Here is a 13,837-nt window from a genome sequence, read left to right as displayed (position 1 = left end):
CCCCCGCTTTTGGCAATCACCGCCGTTGCCCTGCCAAATGTTATGTCAGTGATAAATCTTTAGAGGAAAAAAGTATCTTTTTTCACCTGTAACGCGCAGGCTATCCCTTCACTCGCTGAAATTATCAGAGTGATGTTTTTCTGAATGGGAAATTTATGACGCTTTATACCAATGATACCCTGTGCGCGATGACCGGCATCCTCCCTGCAACCTTGCGCAGCTGGCGGCGCGCGGGGTTGGTGCCGCACACCGGCAATTGCCGCGGCATCTATAGCAGCCAGACGTTCGCCCGTGTGCGTTATGTGCTGGATCTCACCAATACGGGCGATACCCTGGCCGAAATCCACCGGTTACTCAATGCCCCCCACCGTTATCGCCGCAGCGGCTGGCAGTGCCGTACCGAAGAGGTGCTGACCCAACTGAGCCACAGCGCCACCGATGAGCTGAACCGGCTGCTGCGTACCCTCGGCACCCATTACAGCGGCGAAGCGTTCGTCAACAGCCTGCTCAGGCCGCTGAACCTGTGGTTAAGGCATGATGACCGCCCCGGCGCGGCGCTCCGGCTGGCCCGCTTCCATACGGCAGTGCTGCACCATGCCGGGCGGGTGATGGCGTTATCAGAACGGCAGAAAAGTGTGCCGATCTTTCTGGAAACGGCCAGCACCACAGATGAGACAGAAATCTGGCTGGAAGCGATCAGGTTGACCGGGCAAGGGTGCCGGGTAGAACTCTCCCCCAACGTCACCCATGTGCCCGCAGTGCCGACGCGCAACTATGAGCATCACCTGGTCTGGTGCGGCGCAGGCATCAGCCGTGACATGAAACAACACTTTATCCGCAAGCGTGAGCAGGATTACCCGGTCATGCTGTGCGGCACCAATACGCAGGAATGCGTTTTCCCCCTCACCTGAGCCTGAACCAGGCTTTGCCTTCTGCCTTCCTTTTCCCCTGACCCCTGACCGGCAGGCGGCCGTATGGTGCGCCTGCATGGCTTTTTCCCCTACACTGACGTCATACCCTTTCGACACACGACCCTTTTCAGAACGGGAGCAACACGGTTGAACGCAGGCATTTTATTGATGGCGGCCGGGCTGAGCCGTCGCTATCGCGCCGCATCCGGCGGGCAGCATAAATTATCCGGCCGGCTGCCGGGCGGCGGAACGGTTTTCGGGCAGAGTGTGCACCATGCGCAGCAGAGCGGCCTGCCGGTGACGGTGATCCTGCGGCCGGAAGATACCGGGCTACAGGCACTTGCCGCCCGCGCCGGGGTGCCGTTTCACTGCGTCGCAAGTGGGGGGCTGGGTGAGTCAATTGCGGCAGGGGTGGCGGCCACGCCCACCTGGCCGGGTTGGCTGGTGGCGCTGGCGGATATGCCGTTGCTGGCCCCGGAGACTTACCTGCAGGTCAATGCGGCACTGGCGCACGCGGTGTGTGCACGGGCGGTATACGGGGAAGAGGCCGGGCATCCGGTGGGGTTCCGGGCGGAGATGAGAACGGCGCTCTGTGCGCTGACCGGCGACCAGGGGGCGCGTGCGCTGTTGAAAAGCACACCGCCGCACCGGGTGCCGGTGGACGATCCCGGCTGTGTCTGGGACATCGACCTGCCGGATCAGCTGCCGCGCGCCGCTCAGTAATAGGTGGTCTGGTAAGTCTGGGTATAATTCAGGGTGGCGCTGCCGTAATCCCCTTCGGCGACCATCGCTGCGGCGCACTGCACCGGGTTGAAGTGGTCATCATAATGGCAACGGATTTTGGTGATCCCGGCCAGCCTGCCGTCTACCCTGGCTTCCAGGGTGGCGTCCATTCGTTTGCTGTCCGGCGCGTCCTCTTTGACGTCAATCTCGGTTTTGCCCTGCGCGCTCTGGAACAGGGTATGGCGCGGGTAGCCGAGCGCGTCGTAACGGTAGCTGGCAAAGGCGTCATCGTTCTCGGTTTTCACCACTTCGGTAATAAAACCGCGCGCATCCTTTTTATAAAGCAGGCTGCCGTCAACCGTGCGTTCAAGGCGGCAGTGCGCATCCAACTGGTACATCTTTTTCCGGCTGGTGCGATCGACAAAATAATCGCCCTCTTTCACCAGATCGACATCCACCTTCATGGCGGGCTGGAACGAGCGCAATTGCTGCACGCAGCCCTGTGCATCCAGTGAGGCAGTGACCCTGGCAGACACTTTCCCGCCGTCATCCTTCTGGATCTGGGTGAAGTGTTTAACCTGGCCGCGCAATGCATCAAAACCAAAAATATTGGCCAGGCTTGCCAGCGAAGGGTTGACCGGCTCCGGCCCGCGATCATCGCAGGCTGCCAGCGCACTCGCGGCAGCGATCAGAAGTACGGCCTTATTCACTTTCCTGTCCTTTTCAAAAGAGAGCGTGGCGCATCATAACATGCGAAATTTCAGGCACGTAGTGTATCTTTTGAGCGGATTTTTATTTTTCAACCAGAAAAAATCATGACAGGAAAATTGCTGTTAAGGCTCGTATTTATCTGCTGTTAAGCAAAATTTTCAGCCCGGATTATCCGGCAGGGCATCGGCCGGGCCGTCCCCCATGCCGGGCGGGTTAACCTGCGAATAGGTTATCTGCTCATCACTCTCCCCCCAGCGCGCCAGCACCCGTGCATACTCCCCGCTGCCTATTGTTCCGTTGATCGCCTCGCTCAGCGCCGCCGCCAGCCCGTTTCCTTTGCGGGTGGTGGCCGCCACCCAGGCCGTGCGCGGGCCGTTGCCCACGACCCGCGTGGTGCCGGTGAGGGCGGCTTTATAGACGGCAGTAGAGTGGGGGCCGAAAAAGGCATCCACCCGGCCGGATTGCAGCGCCAGGCTGGCCGCTGCGTCATCCGTGACGTACACCGGCAGCGCCGCCGGCAGGCCCTGCGCGCGGTTTTGCTTGTCCCAGGTCAGCAGGATGTTCTCCTGATTGGTGCCGGAGCCGACAATCACTTTCAACCCGGCGACATCGGCGGGTTTGTTAATCGTCTGAATCGGGCTGTGGCTGCGTACCGAAAAACTCAGCGTATCGGTGCGGTAAGTGGCGAAATCAAAGCGGGTTTTGCGCTCCCGCGTCACGGCGATATTAAACAGCGCCACATCATATTTACCGGAGGCGATGCCCAGCGGCCACTGCTCCCAGGAAGCCGGCACCAGGTTCAGCTCCAGCCCCAGGCTGTCCGCCAGCAGGTGCGCGATGTCAATGTCACTGCCGATGCGGGTGCGGTTATCCTCCGCCAGCACCGACAGCGGCGGTGAATTCAGCGCGCTGACCACCACCGTGAGCTTGCCCGGCACGGCAAAGGTAAAACCGGGCGGCAGCAGGGCCACGGCGGCGCTGTTTTTGGCGGTATGGATAACCTGCTGGTTGGCCGCCAGATCGATACGCGCCGCTTCTGCCTGGGCGGCACCAAACGGCAGCGCCAGCAGCAGCGTCAGCAGGGGGAAGGTTTTCATAAGGTGATGTCCTGTCAGAGTATTTTTCCCACTATGGCAAAGCGGACGTGCCTGATGGAAATAACAATCTTGCATGTGCTTTTGAGGAAATCGGCAGGCCGAATAAACGCATGACAATTAATAAACATTTTGCTAACTTTTACGGACAATTCTTTTACAGGCTGAACAGATGATGATGACCCCTATGCAGGCTGACGTAGATACCGGTTCTCCGGTAGGCTGCGTTGCGTCGTCATTGCATCATGTTTACGCCATCACCTGTCCGCCACCGCCTCCTCCCGGAACTGTGCCCGTTAAGGGCTGATATTTTTCCTGATTAACCGGCCTTCGCCCGGCGCATTTTTTGCGCGGTGCCTCCTTGTGCCGGTTATACATACATTCTGGAATTCCGGAGAGAGTAATGACGTTTACCCGTTCCACGCTTGCGTCTCAGGGCGCGACGTCCGGCTTTGTGCTGCTCTGGGGCAGTGCCGCCATTTTTACCCGACTGGGGCTGGATAACGCCTCCCCCTTTATGCTGCTGGTATGCCGTTTTGCGCTGGCGCTGGCGACGCTGCTGATCGTGGGCTGTTTCCGTCGCCGCTGGCTGCCGAAACAGGGCACCCGCAAACAGGTGGCGCTGACCGGCCTGCTGCTGATTGGCGGCTATTCGGTCTGCTATTTTCAGGCGATGGCGCACGGCGTCACGCCGGGCCTGATCGCGACGATCATGGGCATCCAGCCGATCCTGACGCTCTGTCTGGTGGAGCGAAGGATGCAGGGCACCCGGCTGCTGGGCCTGCTGGTGGCGCTTTCCGGCTTGATCCTGCTGGTCTGGCGCAGCCTGGCAGCGTCACATTTGCCCGCGTCCGGCATCCTCTTTGCATTGGCGGCCCTGCTGTTTATGACTTTCGGGGCCATCATGCAGAAGAGAACCCCGCAGGCCCCGGCGGATGTGCTGCCGCTGCAATATGGCGTCAGTTTGCTGCTCTGTCTGCTGATGCTTCCCGTCGGCAGTCTGCACGTCACGCTGAACCGCGAGTTCCTGCTCTCGGTGCTGTTTCTGGGGGTGTTGATCTCGGTGGTGGCCCAATTGCTGCTCTACCGTCTGCTCAATGCCGGCAGTATCGTGAATGTCACCAGCCTGTTTTATCTGGTGCCGGTGATCACCGCCGCGCTGGATTACCTGTTGCTGGGGAATGCGCTGCCGTGGTCAGGCATGGCCGGGATGGCGGCGATCCTGCTGGGGATTATGATGGTATTCCGCACGCCACAGCCGGCCACAGCGTAGCCAGGCAGTAAAAAGTGATGACCAGACCGGCTGCTTACGCAGCCGGTTTTTTTATGCCCGTCACAGCACATTCGCCAGAAAACGGCGGGTACGCGGATGCTGCGGGGCGTTAATCACCTGCCGTGCTGCGCCCTGTTCCACAATTTTGCCGTCCACCATAAACACAATCTGATCCGCCACTTCGCGGGCGAACCCGATTTCGTGCGTCACCACCACCAGCGTCACGCCCGACTGCGCCAGCGTGCGGATCACGTCCAGCACTTCGCCCACCAGTTCCGGGTCGAGCGCGGAGGTCGGCTCATCAAACAGCATCACCCTGGGGTTCAGCGCCAGCGCGCGCGCAATCGCAATGCGTTGTTGCTGCCCGCCCGAAAGCTGGCGCGGCCAGGCGTCGGCTTTATGGCGCAGCCCGACGGTGTCGAGCAATTCCAGCGCCCGTGCCACTGCCTGCGGCCGGGTCAGTTTTTTATGCACGATCGGCGCTTCGATGATGTTCTCCAGTACCGTCAGGTGCGGGAACAGGTTGAAATTCTGGAACACGTAGCCCACTTCCGTGCGCTGGCGCAGAATGGCGCTCTCCTTCAATTCATACAGCCGGTCGCCGTGCTGCCGGTAGCCGATGTAGTCACCGTCAATCTGGATAAACCCCTCGTCCACCCGCTCGAGATGGTTAATGGCGCGCAACAGCGTGGACTTGCCGGAGCCGGACGGGCCGAGGATCACCGTGACCGAGCCGGGGGCCAGCTCCAGCGACACCTCATCCAGCGCTTTGTGTTTGCCGAAATACTTGGTGACGCCGGTAATGCTGATATGGCCGCGGGCAGTGGCCGCACGTGTGTAATCGATCGCTTCTGACATGGTCAGCTCCTTACTGCGCCCAGCGGGGCGCGGCGGGTTTTCAGGCGGAAACGGTGCCACAGGGCAGGGCGCTGCTCACGGCGGGCGCTGCGTGCCAGCCAGCGTTCAACATAATGCTGCACCACCGACAGCAACGTGGTGATCACCAGGTACCAGACCGCGCCCACCATCAGCAGCGGGATCACCTGTTGGGTGCGGTTGTAGATCATCTGGATGGTGTAAAACAGCTCCGGCATCGCCAGCACATACACAATCGAGGTGCCTTTCGCCAGGCTGATGATCTCATTGAAGGCGGTCGGGATAATCGCCCGCAGCGCCTGCGGTAAAATGATGCGGAACGTGCGGTGGCGGCTGGGCAGCCCCAGCGCGGCGGCTGCCTCAAACTGGCCATGGTCCACCCCCAGGATGCCGCCGCGGATAATCTCCGCGGTATAGGCAGACTGCACCAGCGTCAGGCCGATCACCGCCGTAGGGAACTGGCCGAGCACATCAATCGTGGCGTAATGCCCCCAGGCGAGGCCGGTAAACGGAATCCCGAGCGACAGCGTGTCGTACAGGTAGGAGAAGTTGTAGAGAATGATCAGCACCACCACCAGCGGCAACGAGCGGAACAGCCAGATGTAACTCCAGGCCAGCCCGGAGAGCAGCCAGGAGGGCGAGAGCCGCGCCAGCGCCAGTGCGGTGCCGAGCACAATACTGAACAGGGAACCGAGCAGCGTCAGCAATAATGTCTGCTGAAGCCCTTCCAGGATCACCGGATCGAAGAACCAGCGGGCAAACACATCCCACTCCCAGCGGGGGTTAAAGGCGATGGACTGCACCACCGCCGCCAGGATAAACAGGGTAAACACCGCGCCGAGCAGGCGCAGCGGGTAACGCGCGGGCACCACGCGCAGGGTGGCATGTTGTTTCATGCGGTTCTCCTTACCCGGCACGGGCGTCAGCGGGGGTTGCCGTGGCCGGTACGGGGCTGCCCAGCACTTTTAGAAAGCGCAGGCGGCCGTCATAGGGGGGGCGGCTGTACTCTTCCGGGTCGCGGTGGATATCAAATTGCGGCTGATACCCCTGCGCAAGGTAAAGGCGCACCGCCTCCGGCTGGCGGAAGCCGGTGGTCAGGTAGACCTTGCGGTAACCGGCGAGCTGGGCGCGGCGCTCCAGCTCCGCCACCACCAGCAACCCCAGCCCTTTGCGCCGCTGGTCACGGCGCGTCCAGATGCGCTTCAGCTCAGCGGTGTCGGCATCAAAGGGTTTATACGCCCCCATCGCCAGGGTTTCGCCGTCGCGCTCCATCACGATAAACAGCCCCTGCGGCGGCAGATACCATTCGGTCAGCTCCTCTTCCGCCGTACGTGAGAAGAAATCGCCGTAACGCGCCTCATATTCGCCGAACAACCCGGTAATGATCGGTTGCAGCTCAGCATCCTCCGGGGAGACATCGCGGAAAGTGAATGTGCTCATGCTGCCTCCTTCAGTCGCCCAGGCCCGGCGGGTTGATCTCAGACCGGTCAAGGCGCTCGACACCTTCCCCCCAGCGGTTCAGCACCTGGTCATACGCGCCGCCCTGGATCACGCCGTTCAGCGCGGTATTCACCGGTTGCACCAGGCCGCTGCCTTTCTTCAGGGTGACGGCAATGTGCGCCGCATTGGGCCAGCCGCCGTCCACTGAGCCGACCAGCCGGGTTTTGCCGTTCAGCGCCGCTTTCCAGGCACCGATCACGTTCGGGCCGAAATAGGCATCCGCCCGGCCGGACTGCAACGCCAGCGTCTGCGCGGCGTCGTCAGTGCTGTAGACCGGGATAAACGGCTTCAGCCCTTTTTTGCGGTTCGCCTGATCCCAGCTGAGCAGGATCGACTCCTGATTGGTGCCGGAGCCGACGATGATCCGTAACCCGGCGATATCCTCGGCTTTCTCAATGCGGGTGATCGGGCCGTCGGCTTTCACATAAAAGCCCAGCGAGTCCTTGCGGTAGGTGGCGAAATCAAATTTCGCCTTGCGGTCTTTGGTCACGGTGATGTTGCTGATGGCGGCATCATACTTGCCGGAGGCCACGCCCAGCGGCCAGTCTTCCCAGGAGGTGCGCACCAGGTTCAGCGGCAACCCGAGGCTGTCTGCCACCAGCCGGGCGATATCCGCCTCGCTGCCGAGCATGGTTTTGTTGTCATCGGCCAGCAGTGTCAGCGGCGGGGAGTTCAGCCCGGCAATCGCCACGGTAAATTTTCCCGGCACGGCGAAGCGGTAACCCGCGGGGATCTGCGCCACGGCCGCCGGGTTAGCGGCCACGTGGATGGGGGTGGCATTGGCTTTGAGGTCAATCCCATTGCCTGCGGCCTGTGTCATTCCGGAAAACAGCAGGGCGGCGGTCAATAAAGCGGTTTTCTGCATAGCGCGGCTCTCTCTTATTATTGTCGGGAAGCAGGGGATCAGGCGGTAAACTGGTTGGCCGGTTGCGCCAGCCCAAAACTGTCACGCAGCGTGTTTCCGGGGTATTCCGTGCGGAACAGCCCGCGCGCCTGCAACAGCGGCACCACCTGATCCACAAAATGCGTAAACGTCACCGGCGTGCCGCCGTTGATGATGAAGCCGTCAGCCGCGCCGTGTTCAAACCAGTGCTGGAGGCCGTCCGCCACCTGCTCCGGTGTGCCGTGGAACAGCGGGCGCGGCGTGGCCGCTTCCAGCGCCGCCTGGCGCAGCGTCAGCCCCTTTTCGCGGGCATGGCGTTTGATCTCATCCGTGGTGCTGCGGAAACTGTTCTGGCCAATCTCACCCAGCGCCGGGAACGGGGCATCCAGCGGGTATTGGCTGAAGTCGTGGTGGTCAAAGAAGCGGCCGAGGTAATTCAGCGCATCCTCAACTGACACCAGCGCCGCCGTCTGCTGGTATTGCCGCTCCACATCTTCTGCACTGCTGCCGACAATCACGCTGACGCCCTGGAAAATGTGCAGCTCATCCGGCTGGCGGCCATTTGCCGTGACCTGCCGTTTCACATCCTGATAAAACGCCTGCGCCTCTTCCAGCGTCGGGTGGTGGGTGAAAATGGCGTCGGCATGGCGCGCCGCCAGCTTTTTACCGTCTTCCGATGCCCCGGCCTGGAACAGCACCGGGCGGCCCTGCGGCGTACGGCCGATATTCAGCGGCCCCTGTACCTGGAAAAAATCGCCGTGGTGGTTCAGCGTGTGCAGTTTGCCGGCATCGAAAAACTGCCCGGAGGCTTTGTCGCGCACAAACGCGCCTTCTTCCCAGGAATCCCACAGCCCTTTGGTGACCGTCAGATATTCGTCGGCAATGCGGTAACGCAGCGCGTGGTCCGGGTGCTGCTGCCGGGAAAAGTTTTTTGCCGAGCCTTCCAGCGGCGAGGTCACCACGTTCCAGCCCGCCCGCCCGCCGCTGAGGTGGTCGAGGCTGGCAAACTGGCGGGCCACGGTAAACGGCTCGCTGTAGGAGGTAGAGAGGGTGCCGACCAGCCCGAGGTGCTCCGTCACCGTTGCCAGCGCAGAGAGCAGGGTGATCGGTTCGAACCGGTTAAGGAAATGCGGAATCGACTTCTCATTAATAAACAGCCCATCGGCCACAAAAATAAAATCGAGCTTTCCCTGTTCGGCTTTTTTCGCCACGCTTTTGGCAAACTCAAAATTAATACTGGCATCGGCCTGGGCATCCGGGTGACGCCAGGCGGACATATTGCCGGAAGCACCGTGTAATATTGTGCCGAGGCGTAATTGGCGGCGGGTAGACATTATTTCACCTGCATGGTCAGAGTGGGGTTGAATTGACTATTCCCGAGCAGAGGCGGGAAGTAAAATAACAATTCCCGCAATTCAAATATAAAATTGGGCATAGCGCAGCATCATTACGCCAGATGGGTTAACGCCTGTTCTGCCAGCCGGGCAAAATAGCAGGCAGCCGGGTAGATCAGTCGCTCATCAGGGTTAAAACCGGGGTGGTGCAACCCCTCCGTGCTGGCGCTGCCGATGCTGACAAACGTACCAGGCACATGGTGCAGGTAGAGCGCAAAATCCTCGCCGCCCATCTGCGGCTCTGACGTCAGCACCTGGTAGCCATTTTCGGCCGCCACCTGAGAGGCGAAATCGGCCCAGTGCGGCGTATTCACCAGCGCAGGCGGGCCGGGCTGCCACACCAGTTCCGCCGACGCGCCCGACGCGGCGGCAATGCCGTGGATAATCTGGCGGATATTGTCCGGCAGGGTTTCACGAATGGCGCTGTCATGAGTGCGCACCGTGCCTTCCAGCTCCACCTGCTGCGGCAGCACGTTCCAGGTATTGCCGCCGGCGATGCGCGTCACGCTCACCACCACCGACGCCAGCGGGCTGTAGCGGCGGCTCGCCAGGGTTTGCAGGGCGCCAATCATCTGCCCGGCCACCACAATCGCATCAATGCCCTCTTGCGGGCGGGCGGCATGTGCCCCTTTGCCGGTAATACGGATAATAAAGCGGTCAACGTTGGCGTAGAAGGCACCGCCGCGGGTGGCAAAGGTGCCGACCGGCAATTCCGGCGCGTTATGCATCCCGAAAATTGCCTGTACCCCTTCCAGCACCCCGGCGTTAATCAACGCCTTCGCCCCAACAAATGTCTCTTCAGCGGGCTGGAACAGAATGCGCACCCGGCCGGGCAGCTCTGCTTCCCGCGCTTTCAGCAACCGCGCCGCCCCCAGCATCACGCTGGTATGGATATCGTGGCCGCAGGCGTGCATCACGCCCGGCTGTTGGGAGGCAAACGCCACCGGCGTACTTTCCTCAATCGGCAGGGCATCAATATCCGCCCGCAAGGCAATTAACGGGCCGCCGTGGCCTATTTCCACCACCAGCCCGGTTTTTAAAGGATAAGGCAGCGGCGTAATGCCGTGTTTATTCAGCCAGCCGGTAATCCGTTGGGTGGTGGCTATTTCCTTGCCCGAGAGTTCCGGGTGTTGGTGTAATTCACGTCGCCATGAAATAAGCTGTTCTTCTATCGGGAGTGTCATGGAAAACCTTTTATTTTTTCAAGGGGCGGGAAATAAATCAGGCAGTGACAGCCAGGTGCGCGGCTAATAATTCCAGCGATGCCATCCGGGCATCGGCATCACTGATCGGCGTATCAATAATAAATTCGTCGATGCCGTAACGGTGTTGCAGGCTGCTGAGCTGGGCATGTACCTGCGCGGCAGTGCCTTTCAGCGTGGCGCTCTGGCGCGGTTCGATCTGGTAATCGGTGAGGCCCGCCTGCCGGACAAAGGCCTCGGCCTGCTCAACACTGCCGACGGTGACGCTCTGCCCCTGTGGGCTGGTGACCCGGTAATGCTGCAAATCCGCGGCCAGCAGGGCGGCTTCCGCCGGGGAGGCCGCCGCGATCGCCTGCACCGCCACCAGCGCCCGCCCGCCGCCGCTGTTAACGTGGTAAGCATCCAGCGCCTGCGCCAGATCGCTTTCACTGCCGTTCAGGTGCGCGGCAAACACAAACTGCCAGCCCAGCCGGGCGGCCAGCCGCGCGCTGCCTTCACTGGCCCCCAACAGGAAACGCTGGGCGGGCTGTGCGGGCAGCGGTGTGGCGAGGAGTTCATCACGGCCATCGCCGCTGGGCGTGGCGTCCAGCCAGTGGTTCAGCTGCTCAAGTTGCTGGGGAAACTCCCCTTTTTCTGCGGCATTGATCCCCTGTTGCAGGGCGCGGGTGGAGAGCGGCAGCCCGCCGGGCGCTTTACCGATGCCGATATCCACCCGGCCGGGGGCCAGCGACGCCAGCAGGTTAAAATTCTCCGCCACTTTATAGGGGCTGTAGTGTTGCAGCATCACGCCGCCCGCCCCGACACGCAGCGTGCGCGTCTGCGCCAGAATCCAGGCAATCAGCACCTCCGGCGACGGGCCGGCCAGCGCCGCGGTGTTGTGGTGTTCTGCCACCCAGAAGCGGTGGAACCCCCACGCTTCGGCCCGCGTGGCCAGCGCCAGGGTGCGTGCCAGCGCCTGCGTGGCGGTTTCACCCGCGGCAATCGGGCTTTTGTCCAGCAAGCTGAGTCGGTATGCCATGCGTGTCTCTTCCTTTTTGTGCCTTCATGGCGGCAATTATTGAAAGCCCCCGCCACAGATGTAAAAGAAGAAATATCGCTTAAGGCAGACAGGAAGTGGGATTGCGCGGCAGGCAGTTCGCGCCCGGCGGCATTAGCGACTATCACTAAAGGAAAGAGATGGGGTATGCTCGTTCCCTTTTCCGTGACAATGTCACGTTATGTACAGGCAGATTGATATGACTTCCAGAACATGCAAACAACAGCACCCGGCCACCCGCGATGACATCGGCGATCTGGTGACCCGTCGGCCGCTGCCCGGTGCCGGGCTGCCGCAGCTTGACCCGTTTTTGTTCCTTAACCACCACGGGCCGCAGACCTACCCGGCCAACAACCACGGCCTGCCGTTCGGCCCGCACCCGCACCGCGGTTTTGAGACCGTAACCTTTATCCTTGAAGGGGAGCTGGCGCACCTCGACAGCGGCGGCCATGAGAGCGTCATCACCCAGGGCGGCATCCAGTGGATGACCGCCGGTGCCGGGCTGGTACACGCGGAGATTTCGCCTGCCTCGTTCAAACGCCACGGCGGCCCGCTGGAGATCCTGCAACTCTGGGTAAACCTGCCGTCACGCCTGAAAATGAGCAACCCGGCTTACACCGGCCTCCAGCAGGATCAGATCCCAGTGATTGAAGCCGCAGGCGGCAAGGCCACGGTGAACCTGATTTCCGGTGAATTCGGGCATCAGCACGGGCCGTTTATCTCGCTGACCGGCGTCACTATGATGACGGTACAGTGCCGCGCCGGGGCGGAGATCACCTTACCGGCCCCGGCCGGGCGCACGGTATTTTGCTATGTGGTCAACGGCGCACTGACGCTGGGGGGCGAGGCACTGAAAGCCCATCACCTGATTGAGATGAACGAGGATGGCGACTGCGTGGCGCTCACCGCCCACAGTGATGCGGTGATCCTTTATGGCCATGCTGACCCGATTGGCGAACCGGTGGTCTCTTACGGCCCGTTTGTGATGAACAGCCGTGACGAGATTAACCAGGCGATTGCCGATTATCAGTCCGGCCAGTTCGGTAACGTGGAAGTGGACAGCCACCACTGAGGGGAGGGATAAGTGGCTGAGGGCGTGGCGCGTTTTACCTGGCTGCTGCCGGGTTAAACCAGGCAAACGCCCCTGTAGCTTATCTGCATCTGCGCACCGGCCAAGCCGGACCTGTGGCAAAGATTTTAAACTTCATCAAGGCTGGCTAAAGCGCGCTCGTGAAGAAAATGCCAACATCTTACGAGCGCTTCCCCTTCTTATTGAGGGGCCTTTGCTGAAGCGATGAGTAGACTTTTATTTTCAGTCAAAAATTCCCGAAGTGTTTTCGCCGGCCTTCCGAGGATATAGGGAATATCGTTCTGAACCATCGACATATAGGACATGCGGCCGTCAAGCATCTGGGTAACAAAATCAATATTCGCACCGGCATACCAGCTCTCAAACCCCTGAGAGATGAGCGAGTCAATCAGTTGACGGAACCCCTCAAGTCCTTTGTCTTCACACCGAATCTCAAGTTCTGTTATCTCGCTTAAAAGCGCGGCAATCTCTTCCCCGTTAAAACTTTCCACGCTCAACCAGTAATGCTGACCGGCGTGACGTACAGGTCCATCAAGGAGCACTTTTGCTGCTACGGCGGCAATGTCCTCCGGCGCAACATAGCCGACTCGCCGGTCACCCCAGTAAGTCGTGTAGGTGAAATTTTTGGGGGTATAAAGGCCGGTGAAGACATTCATGAACATATTCGGATGAAGATGTGTCCACGCAATACCACTCGCCTCGATATATTTTTCAATCATCTGGTGCCATACAAAGTGGGCATCGGTGGTATCCCATTCAGCGAACACACCCACATGAACGATATGGCTCACACCCGCCTTTTTGGCTGCATCCACCAGGGTTTTACTCTGCGTGAGCATGGCAACGCTGTAGCCGGTTAAAAGGAAGATCCGATCAACACCCGCCAGCGCGAGCGCGAAGGTCTCAGGTTTATCAAGATCGAGATATACGCCATCTTTTCCTTCCCGGCGCAGCTGGTCTACTTTGCCTTGCTTACGCGAAGCGATACGAAGATGAACATCTTTGCCGTCAAGTTCTTTGACGATATGGCTACCGATGGTTCCACTGGCTCCCAGAACCAGTACGACGGGTCGCTGAATGGGTGTCATCATTACAGTACCTTATTCAGTTTGATGATATAGCCTGCAGGAAGCGTTGAGGCACC

12 protein-coding genes and 1 pseudogene are annotated in these 13,837 nt (G+C 60.4%); 4 read left to right on the top strand and 9 right to left on the bottom strand.

Annotated elements, in window-relative coordinates:
• Nucleotides 1-155 precede the first annotated feature (155 nt).
• Both JK232_RS06525 and JK232_RS06520 read left to right on the top strand, forming a co-directional pair.
• Nucleotides 156-911, top strand: coding sequence for a MerR family transcriptional regulator (locus JK232_RS06525; protein WP_212588958.1), 756 nt, complete (start codon nt 156-158; stop codon nt 909-911).
• A 147-nt stretch (nt 912-1,058) separates the two neighbouring features.
• Nucleotides 1,059-1,634 (top strand): nucleotidyltransferase family protein, encoded by a 576-nt coding sequence (locus JK232_RS06520; RefSeq protein WP_165698488.1) that lies wholly within the window; start codon nt 1,059-1,061, stop codon nt 1,632-1,634.
• On the opposite strand, the gene JK232_RS06515 is transcribed toward JK232_RS06520, so the two are convergent.
• On the bottom strand, nt 1,628-2,344 hold the full coding sequence (locus JK232_RS06515; RefSeq protein ID WP_072928266.1) for a YnfC family lipoprotein: 717 nt from the start codon (nt 2,342-2,344) through the stop codon (nt 1,628-1,630). The two genes, JK232_RS06520 and JK232_RS06515, sit on opposite strands and share 7 nt — an antisense overlap.
• A gap of 159 nt (nt 2,345-2,503) precedes the next feature.
• Nucleotides 2,504-3,442 (bottom strand): ABC transporter substrate-binding protein, encoded by a 939-nt coding sequence (locus tag JK232_RS06510; RefSeq protein ID WP_101835510.1) that lies wholly within the window; start codon nt 3,440-3,442, stop codon nt 2,504-2,506.
• Nucleotides 3,443-3,842: 400 nt separating this feature from the next.
• Here JK232_RS06510 and JK232_RS06505 point away from each other — a divergent pair, with 400 nt between their 5' ends.
• Nucleotides 3,843-4,712, top strand: coding sequence for a DMT family transporter (locus JK232_RS06505; RefSeq protein WP_072928268.1), 870 nt, complete (start codon nt 3,843-3,845; stop codon nt 4,710-4,712).
• Nucleotides 4,713-4,772: 60 nt separating this feature from the next.
• Here the strand turns inward: JK232_RS06505 and JK232_RS06500 are convergent, their stop codons facing one another.
• From JK232_RS06500 to JK232_RS06470, 6 genes and pseudogenes are all read right to left on the bottom strand, one after another.
• Nucleotides 4,773-5,570, bottom strand: a complete 798-nt coding sequence (locus JK232_RS06500) for an amino acid ABC transporter ATP-binding protein (protein WP_101828025.1) — start codon at nt 5,568-5,570, stop codon at nt 4,773-4,775.
• A gap of 2 nt (nt 5,571-5,572) precedes the next feature.
• A complete protein-coding gene (locus JK232_RS06495) occupies nt 5,573-6,484 on the bottom strand; it encodes an amino acid ABC transporter permease (RefSeq protein WP_212588957.1) in 912 nt (303 codons plus the stop codon).
• Nucleotides 6,485-6,494: 10 nt separating this feature from the next.
• Nucleotides 6,495-7,028 carry a GNAT family N-acetyltransferase gene (locus JK232_RS06490; RefSeq protein ID WP_072928271.1) on the bottom strand — a complete coding sequence of 178 codons (534 nt, stop codon included), beginning with the start codon at nt 7,026-7,028 and terminating at the stop codon, nt 6,495-6,497.
• A gap of 10 nt (nt 7,029-7,038) precedes the next feature.
• Nucleotides 7,039-9,305 (bottom strand): annotated as a pseudogene (locus JK232_RS22825) (NtaA/DmoA family FMN-dependent monooxygenase).
• A gap of 113 nt (nt 9,306-9,418) precedes the next feature.
• Nucleotides 9,419-10,549, bottom strand: a complete 1,131-nt coding sequence (locus tag JK232_RS06475; protein ID WP_212588956.1) for an amidohydrolase — start codon at nt 10,547-10,549, stop codon at nt 9,419-9,421.
• A 37-nt stretch (nt 10,550-10,586) separates the two neighbouring features.
• A complete protein-coding gene (locus tag JK232_RS06470) occupies nt 10,587-11,585 on the bottom strand; it encodes an MsnO8 family LLM class oxidoreductase (protein ID WP_101835496.1) in 999 nt (332 codons plus the stop codon).
• A gap of 217 nt (nt 11,586-11,802) precedes the next feature.
• Between JK232_RS06470 and JK232_RS06465 the strand changes: the two genes are divergently transcribed.
• Nucleotides 11,803-12,675 carry a pirin family protein gene (locus JK232_RS06465; protein WP_072928276.1) on the top strand — a complete coding sequence of 291 codons (873 nt, stop codon included), beginning with the start codon at nt 11,803-11,805 and terminating at the stop codon, nt 12,673-12,675.
• A 197-nt stretch (nt 12,676-12,872) separates the two neighbouring features.
• On the opposite strand, the gene JK232_RS06460 is transcribed toward JK232_RS06465, so the two are convergent.
• Complete coding sequence (locus tag JK232_RS06460) at nt 12,873-13,784, bottom strand: NmrA family NAD(P)-binding protein (RefSeq protein ID WP_079205206.1); 912 nt, start codon at nt 13,782-13,784, stop codon at nt 12,873-12,875.
• Nucleotides 13,785-13,837: the final 53 nt, after the last annotated feature.

The sequence above is a fragment of the Nissabacter archeti genome, assembly GCF_018257325.1.
In the GTDB taxonomy this organism is placed as follows: domain Bacteria; phylum Pseudomonadota; class Gammaproteobacteria; order Enterobacterales; family Enterobacteriaceae; genus Chimaeribacter; species Chimaeribacter arupi.
Note: the sequence above shows the minus strand (reverse complement) of the source record. Positions and strands in the feature narration are given on the sequence as shown.

Coding starts and splice junctions, on each gene's coding strand:
- JK232_RS06525 (WP_212588958.1), top strand. CDS start 156: ATGACGCTTTATACCAATGATACCCTGTGCGCGATGACCGGCATCCTC.
- JK232_RS06510 (WP_101835510.1), bottom strand. CDS start 3,442: ATGAAAACCTTCCCCCTGCTGACGCTGCTGCTGGCGCTGCCGTTTGGT.
- JK232_RS06505 (WP_072928268.1), top strand. CDS start 3,843: ATGACGTTTACCCGTTCCACGCTTGCGTCTCAGGGCGCGACGTCCGGC.
- JK232_RS06500 (WP_101828025.1), bottom strand. CDS start 5,570: ATGTCAGAAGCGATCGATTACACACGTGCGGCCACTGCCCGCGGCCAT.
- JK232_RS06495 (WP_212588957.1), bottom strand. CDS start 6,484: ATGAAACAACATGCCACCCTGCGCGTGGTGCCCGCGCGTTACCCGCTG.
- JK232_RS06490 (WP_072928271.1), bottom strand. CDS start 7,028: ATGAGCACATTCACTTTCCGCGATGTCTCCCCGGAGGATGCTGAGCTG.
- JK232_RS06475 (WP_212588956.1), bottom strand. CDS start 10,549: ATGACACTCCCGATAGAAGAACAGCTTATTTCATGGCGACGTGAATTA.
- JK232_RS06470 (WP_101835496.1), bottom strand. CDS start 11,585: ATGGCATACCGACTCAGCTTGCTGGACAAAAGCCCGATTGCCGCGGGT.
- JK232_RS06465 (WP_072928276.1), top strand. CDS start 11,803: ATGACTTCCAGAACATGCAAACAACAGCACCCGGCCACCCGCGATGAC.
- JK232_RS06460 (WP_079205206.1), bottom strand. CDS start 13,784: ATGATGACACCCATTCAGCGACCCGTCGTACTGGTTCTGGGAGCCAGT.